5 protein-coding genes are annotated in these 5,124 nt (G+C 63.4%); all 5 read left to right on the forward strand.

Annotated features, from left to right (window positions below):
- The coding region (locus MOV76_RS38210; protein WP_247266505.1) for a hypothetical protein at positions 1-820 on the forward strand (820 nt) is incomplete at its 5' end.
- A 165-nt stretch (positions 821-985) separates the two neighbouring features.
- Positions 986-1,915: a phage capsid protein gene (locus tag MOV76_RS38215; protein ID WP_247266506.1), complete on the forward strand. Its 930-nt coding sequence runs from the start codon at positions 986-988 to the stop codon at positions 1,913-1,915.
- 66 nt (positions 1,916-1,981) lie between these two features.
- Positions 1,982-2,260, forward strand: a complete 279-nt coding sequence (locus tag MOV76_RS38220; protein ID WP_247266507.1) for a hypothetical protein — start codon at positions 1,982-1,984, stop codon at positions 2,258-2,260.
- Positions 2,261-2,323: 63 nt separating this feature from the next.
- The gene (locus MOV76_RS38225) at positions 2,324-2,974 is read left to right on the forward strand and encodes a hypothetical protein (RefSeq protein WP_247266508.1); all 651 of its coding nucleotides are present in this window, start codon (positions 2,324-2,326) and stop codon (positions 2,972-2,974) included.
- Positions 2,975-5,062, forward strand: a complete 2,088-nt coding sequence (locus MOV76_RS38230; RefSeq protein ID WP_247266509.1) for a hypothetical protein — start codon at positions 2,975-2,977, stop codon at positions 5,060-5,062. It begins immediately after the preceding gene.
- Positions 5,063-5,124: the final 62 nt, after the last annotated feature.

A 5,124-nucleotide genomic window follows, 5' to 3' on the forward strand; every position in this document is an offset into this window, starting at 1 on the left:
AGCCGAAAGCGCCGCGCCGCCTCCATCGGCTGCGGCGGCTCCTCCGGCAGGTGGTGCGGCGGCGGTCCCGCCTGCCGGAGATCTCTACAAGCCGGCGGGGCTGGCTGATCACTATGTTGGCGCCAGCAATAACGAAACCATCGACAAGATGGCCAAGGCGCTCGACGGGTACCGCGCCCGTGATGCGGCCAACAATGTGCCCGACAAGATCGAGGCCTACAGTGATTTCGGAACGAGCTTGCCGCCTGAAATCGCGCCGCATGTCGAGACGCTGAAGAGCGACCCGCTCTATGCCCGGATGGCCGAATTCGCGCTCGAGAACAAGCTGTCCGCGCCGGTCTACCAAGGCCTGGTGAAAAACTTCCTGGCGGTCAGTCAGGAAATGGGGCTGCTCGAGCCGCCGGTCGACGCCGCGGCGGAAAAGGAGGCGCTGGTACCGCCAACTGCCCGCCACTTGCCGCCGGCCGAACAGACGGTCGCGCGCGAAAAGCGGATGAGCGAGAACTACGCGTTCGTCGACGCGGCGGTGAAAGCCGATCCCGGCAAGGAAGGCGGTATCGATAAGGATACGGCCGAATTCGCCAAGGCAATGCTCGGCGATACCGCTCGCGGGCATCAGTTCCTCGAATGGGTGAAGACACTCGCCGGCGGCGGCAAACAGCAAGTCTATATGGGCGGCGGAGCGCCTAATGAAGGCGATCCAAAGGAGGCGCTGCGGGCGCGCGGCGCGCTTCCAGTCAACACCGTCGGACACAAGGATTTCAACCGCGCTTCGTACGATCAGTTGCAGGCAGACTACAAGAAGGTCTACGGCGACTGACCTCGCACTTAACGGCTCCCGGCCAATGGCAGGCTTTGACCTGCAAACCGGACGGGAGCGACCTGGACGATGCGGCGGCTATCCTTCACCGGACCCGCCGCCGGCTCCGGCTAATCGGCCCTCACGGTGACCTCGTCCATCACTCCACATTGAGGGTCAATTTCCATGGCAATCGAAACATGGTTCAAAGAAAAAATCCGCGATGACGTCGCCACTCGGCTCCAGTCCGAAGGCGGTCTCCTCGACGGTACGATGATCACTGGCGAAAACATCGCCGGCACCGTCAAGTTCCCGGTCAGCGGCGGCCGCATCGTCATGTACAAACTGTCCGGCGCCATCGAGGAAGTCCGTCCTCAGGGCGTCGACCTCGACATGGTCTCCGTGCAGGCGTCGGACTATACGGCGGAAGCGACCATCCGCAACCAGGATACAGCTCGCCAGGCGCCGTCGATGCAGGCGGCTATTGCCGGCGCGATGGCAAAGTCGGTGCGCGTCAAGCGCGACGGACTGAAACTCGACGCGCTAAACACGTTCTGCACGGTCGGCTCGACCCAGCTCACCAACAACTCGACGCCCGTCTCCTTCGGCGACGGTACGGCGCGTATCGACCTCCTGCAGGCGATGACGGCCGTTGCGCAGATCCGCGGCGCCGGCGGCGATGGCGAAAGCTATTGGGCGATGCCGTTCATGTGGTTCGATCAGCTGGAAATGTACAAAGAGTTCGCCAGCAAGGACTATCAGGGCGACAAGGAATTGCCGCTGGCGCGCTCGTCTCTCGTCAACAAGAAGACGTGGCGCGGCGTGCACTTCCTGGCGCTGCCCGACGAGCACTTCCTCTACGGTACGGCCGCCTGGGTCGAAGGCCAGACCCAGTGGGATGACACTAAGTATCTCGACACGTTCCTCTGGACCAAATCGGCCGTCGGTTGCGAAACCTTCTGGTCGAAAGAGCAGATGGACATGAACGAGTGGATCGGCAAGGCCGGCAAGCCGATCCTCTGCGATACGGCTCTTTCCGGGGCGGCGATCGGCCTGCTGCCGGAAGGTGTCAAGCGCATCCGCATGAAGGCGATCAAGGACATCGCACGCGTTTGATAGCGCCTCGCGCCTCGCGCGTGGCGGGGCGCAACTCTCATCGTCTTCAACAGAAGGAAATTTGCTATGGCACATCAGCCTCGCAATCTTCGCCGCCGGTCCACGATCAGCATTCCGGGTCAGCGGCAGATCATGTTCTTCGACTATGCGACCACGCATACGGAAGCGGAAGTCACCACGGCCGGTTTCTTCGATACCAGCCGCGACAACCTGACCAAGGACAGCATCGTCGATGCCGTCGTCGACATCAATGGCACGCCACATCGCGTGGTGCTGCGCTTCACGGCGGTGCCGACCAGCGGCAGCGTGACGGTGGCGATCGACGGCGGCCTCGCTGCCACCTGATGCTTAAAGCGACCACCGCCGCGGCCGGATCTCGGCCGCGGCTTCTTCGTTTCGGGGCGGGCCATGGCGATCGACAAAACGACCATCATCAACTGGGCACTGACGGAGATCGGCGCGGGGCCGATGTTCTCAACCGACGACGATAGCGATCTCGCGGCGCAGATCGAAAACGTCTGGCAAATGGCTTTCGACCAGTGCTTCGGCATGCACGATTGGACCTTCGCCCGGGTGACGACCAGGATGAGGCGCCTCGCCGAGACGCCGGAGAATGGTTGGCCCTACGGCTATATGCTGCCGGAGCCGCGGATCGGCAATCCGCTCGCCTATCGGCGTGGCCCGCGGCAATCGGATGCGCTCATCCGCGATTTCACCCTGCAGGGCGGTAAGTTCTTCGCCTGCGAACAAGAGGCCTGGGCGGTCCACAAGACGCCGGTCAATCCGGACTATTGGGAACCGTCTTTCCGCGCCGCCTTCGTGACGGCGCTTTCCGGCTGGCTGGCGGTGCCGGTCTGGGCCGATGAAGACATGCGCGATCGCAAGCTCGCCGAAGCCTTCGGCTCGCCTTCGATGCAGGGAAGCGGCGGCAAGTTCGGCCGGCTGATGGCGCAGGACAAGGCGTCGGCGCCGATCGGCGAGGAAAGCATCCTCACCAACGATCCGCTGACGGCGGTACGGCCGCTGACCGGCGATATTCCCTGGCACGGGAGGTGGTGAATGAGCATCTTCAAGGGACCGCTGAAGAGCTCGGTCAATGCCGGGCAGCTCTCCCGGGACCTCGCCGGCAAGGTGGGGATCAAGCAGTATTATTCCGGTGCGCTGCAGATGCTTGGCGTCGAGCCCATCCCGCAATCTGGCTTCGACCTTCTGCCCGGTTCTGCTTATGTCGGCGCCGCTGCCAGTGTTTCGGCGCGCATGGGCGCGTTGAAGACATCGGCGACGCGGTCTTACACGATGGTGGTGACGGCCGGGAGCGTCGATATCTGGCGCAACGATCGCGTCAAGGTGGCGACGGTGGCGCTGCCGCTGGTGACGCTCGCCATGCTGCCGGATCTCGCCTTCTACGGCGAGGCCGATACGTTCGGCATCTTTCATCCGCTGCTGCCGCGCGGGCTGCGGCTGCTGCGAAATGCGACCAACGACACGCTCTGGACGCTGAGCGAATGGCCGTTCGACCCGATCCCCGACGTCGATCTCGGCGGCACCTACGCGAAGACCGACGATGTCTGGCAGCTTTTCGTGCGCTGGGCGACAGGCGTCAGCGTCCTGCAGATGACTTGCTCGGTCAACGGCGTGTCGACGGCGGCCGTTATTCTCGGCAACACGCCAGATGCCGCATCTCCGGCCGAATGGGACAATTTCGCCGCGAACCTCGAGGATGCGATCGAAGATCTCGCCGGGATGAGCTCGGGTGTCGTCGTACACTATGACGGCATCCTCGGCGATAAGTACCGGGGATTTACCGTCACCTTCGGCGGGACACTCTCCGGTGAGGAGTATGACTTCGACGCGGCCGTCGTCAGCACCAGCGAAGCCTCGGCGCTCGTCGGCCACAAGACGATCGGCAAGACCGCCGGCGAGCCGCTGATCTCCAACAGCAAAGGCGGTTTTGCCGGTATGGATCTCTACCAGGATCGGGCGGTCTACTATGCGCCGAGCGGCAAGAAGGCGGCGATCGCGCAATCGGCCGTCGGCGAATATTTCGATCTGAACATTGAAGGCCAGGCCGACAGCGCCGCCCGCCTCGATGCGCTAAGAACGCAGACCTCGGAAGTGGTCCGGCACGTGCTCGACAACACCTATCTCGTGGTCTTGACCGACCAGGCCGAGTGGTTTGCCAGCAACCGCACCGTCAAGCGCAACGAGCCGATGAATTTCGTTCGTGCCTCCGAGATCGGCTCGAAGGCGAACTGCAAGCCGGTGGTGCTGGACGGCAAGGTCTATTTCGTCTCGCCGGACGGCGGCAAGCTCTATTCCGCCGTCTATGACGCCGTGGGCACGACATATGTGCCGGCGCCGGAGAACGATCTCAACCAGGACCTGGTCGAGGACATGAAGCGCCAGGTGGTGCAGCGCAAGATCGGCTCGACGACGTCGAACCGGCTCTGGATCCTGCGCGAGGATGGCCGGCTGATCTGCTGCGTCGTCAACAAGACGCAGGAAATCATGGCGGCCTGTGAGTGGCCCGTAGCCGGCGGCGGCCTGGTCGTCGAGCTCGCGGTCGACGGGCAGGAACAAGTCTGGATCATCGTCAACCGTTCGGGGCAGGTCTCGATCGAGATGCTCGAGGAGCAAGGTGTAAACCTCTTCCGACAGGCCTACAGCGTGACGACGGATCTGACCGGCCATGCCTCAGGCCTGACCGCGCTCGAGGGAAAGCAGGTCTGGGCCGAAATAGCAGGCGATATCCATGGCCCCTTCACCGTTTCTGCCGGCGCGATCGAGACCGGCAAGCCTTCCTCGGCCGCGAAAATCGGCATCTGGCAGGCGCCACGTTATGAAAGCATGCCCTATGTGCGCGTCAATCCGGATGACAGCGTCGTGCGGCGCCCGGGCGGTGTGAAGGCCCTCAAGCTCTACGTCATGGACACGACGAGCCTCGCGGTCGGCGCCAACGGCGGCGCGCCGAAGGATGTCTCACTGAACCGCACGAGCGAGGATCTTACACTGCCGAAAGCGGCATACACGGGGCATGTCGTGGTGACAGGCCTCATCGGCGCCTGCATGGATCCGACAGCCGTCATCACGCAGGTCCGGCCGGGGCGGCTGCGGCTGCGCGACTACATACCGGGGGTAAAGCTCTAATGGAAACGGTTATTGGATTGTTTACTGGCGCGCTTGGCGGCGGCACTGCGGCCGGGGCAGGC

The organism is Rhizobium sp. PRIMUS64 (assembly GCF_023006465.1).
GTDB lineage: Bacteria > Pseudomonadota > Alphaproteobacteria > Rhizobiales > Rhizobiaceae > Rhizobium > Rhizobium leguminosarum.

What these genes read in the sequence shown, in the direction of transcription:
- MOV76_RS38220 (WP_247266507.1), top strand. Translation starts at nt 1,982, where the DNA reads ATGGCACATCAGCCTCGCAATCTTCGCCGCCGGTCCACGATCAGCATT.
- MOV76_RS38230 (WP_247266509.1), top strand. Translation starts at nt 2,975, where the DNA reads ATGAGCATCTTCAAGGGACCGCTGAAGAGCTCGGTCAATGCCGGGCAG.
- MOV76_RS38225 (WP_247266508.1), top strand. Translation starts at nt 2,324, where the DNA reads ATGGCGATCGACAAAACGACCATCATCAACTGGGCACTGACGGAGATC.
- MOV76_RS38215 (WP_247266506.1), top strand. Translation starts at nt 986, where the DNA reads ATGGCAATCGAAACATGGTTCAAAGAAAAAATCCGCGATGACGTCGCC.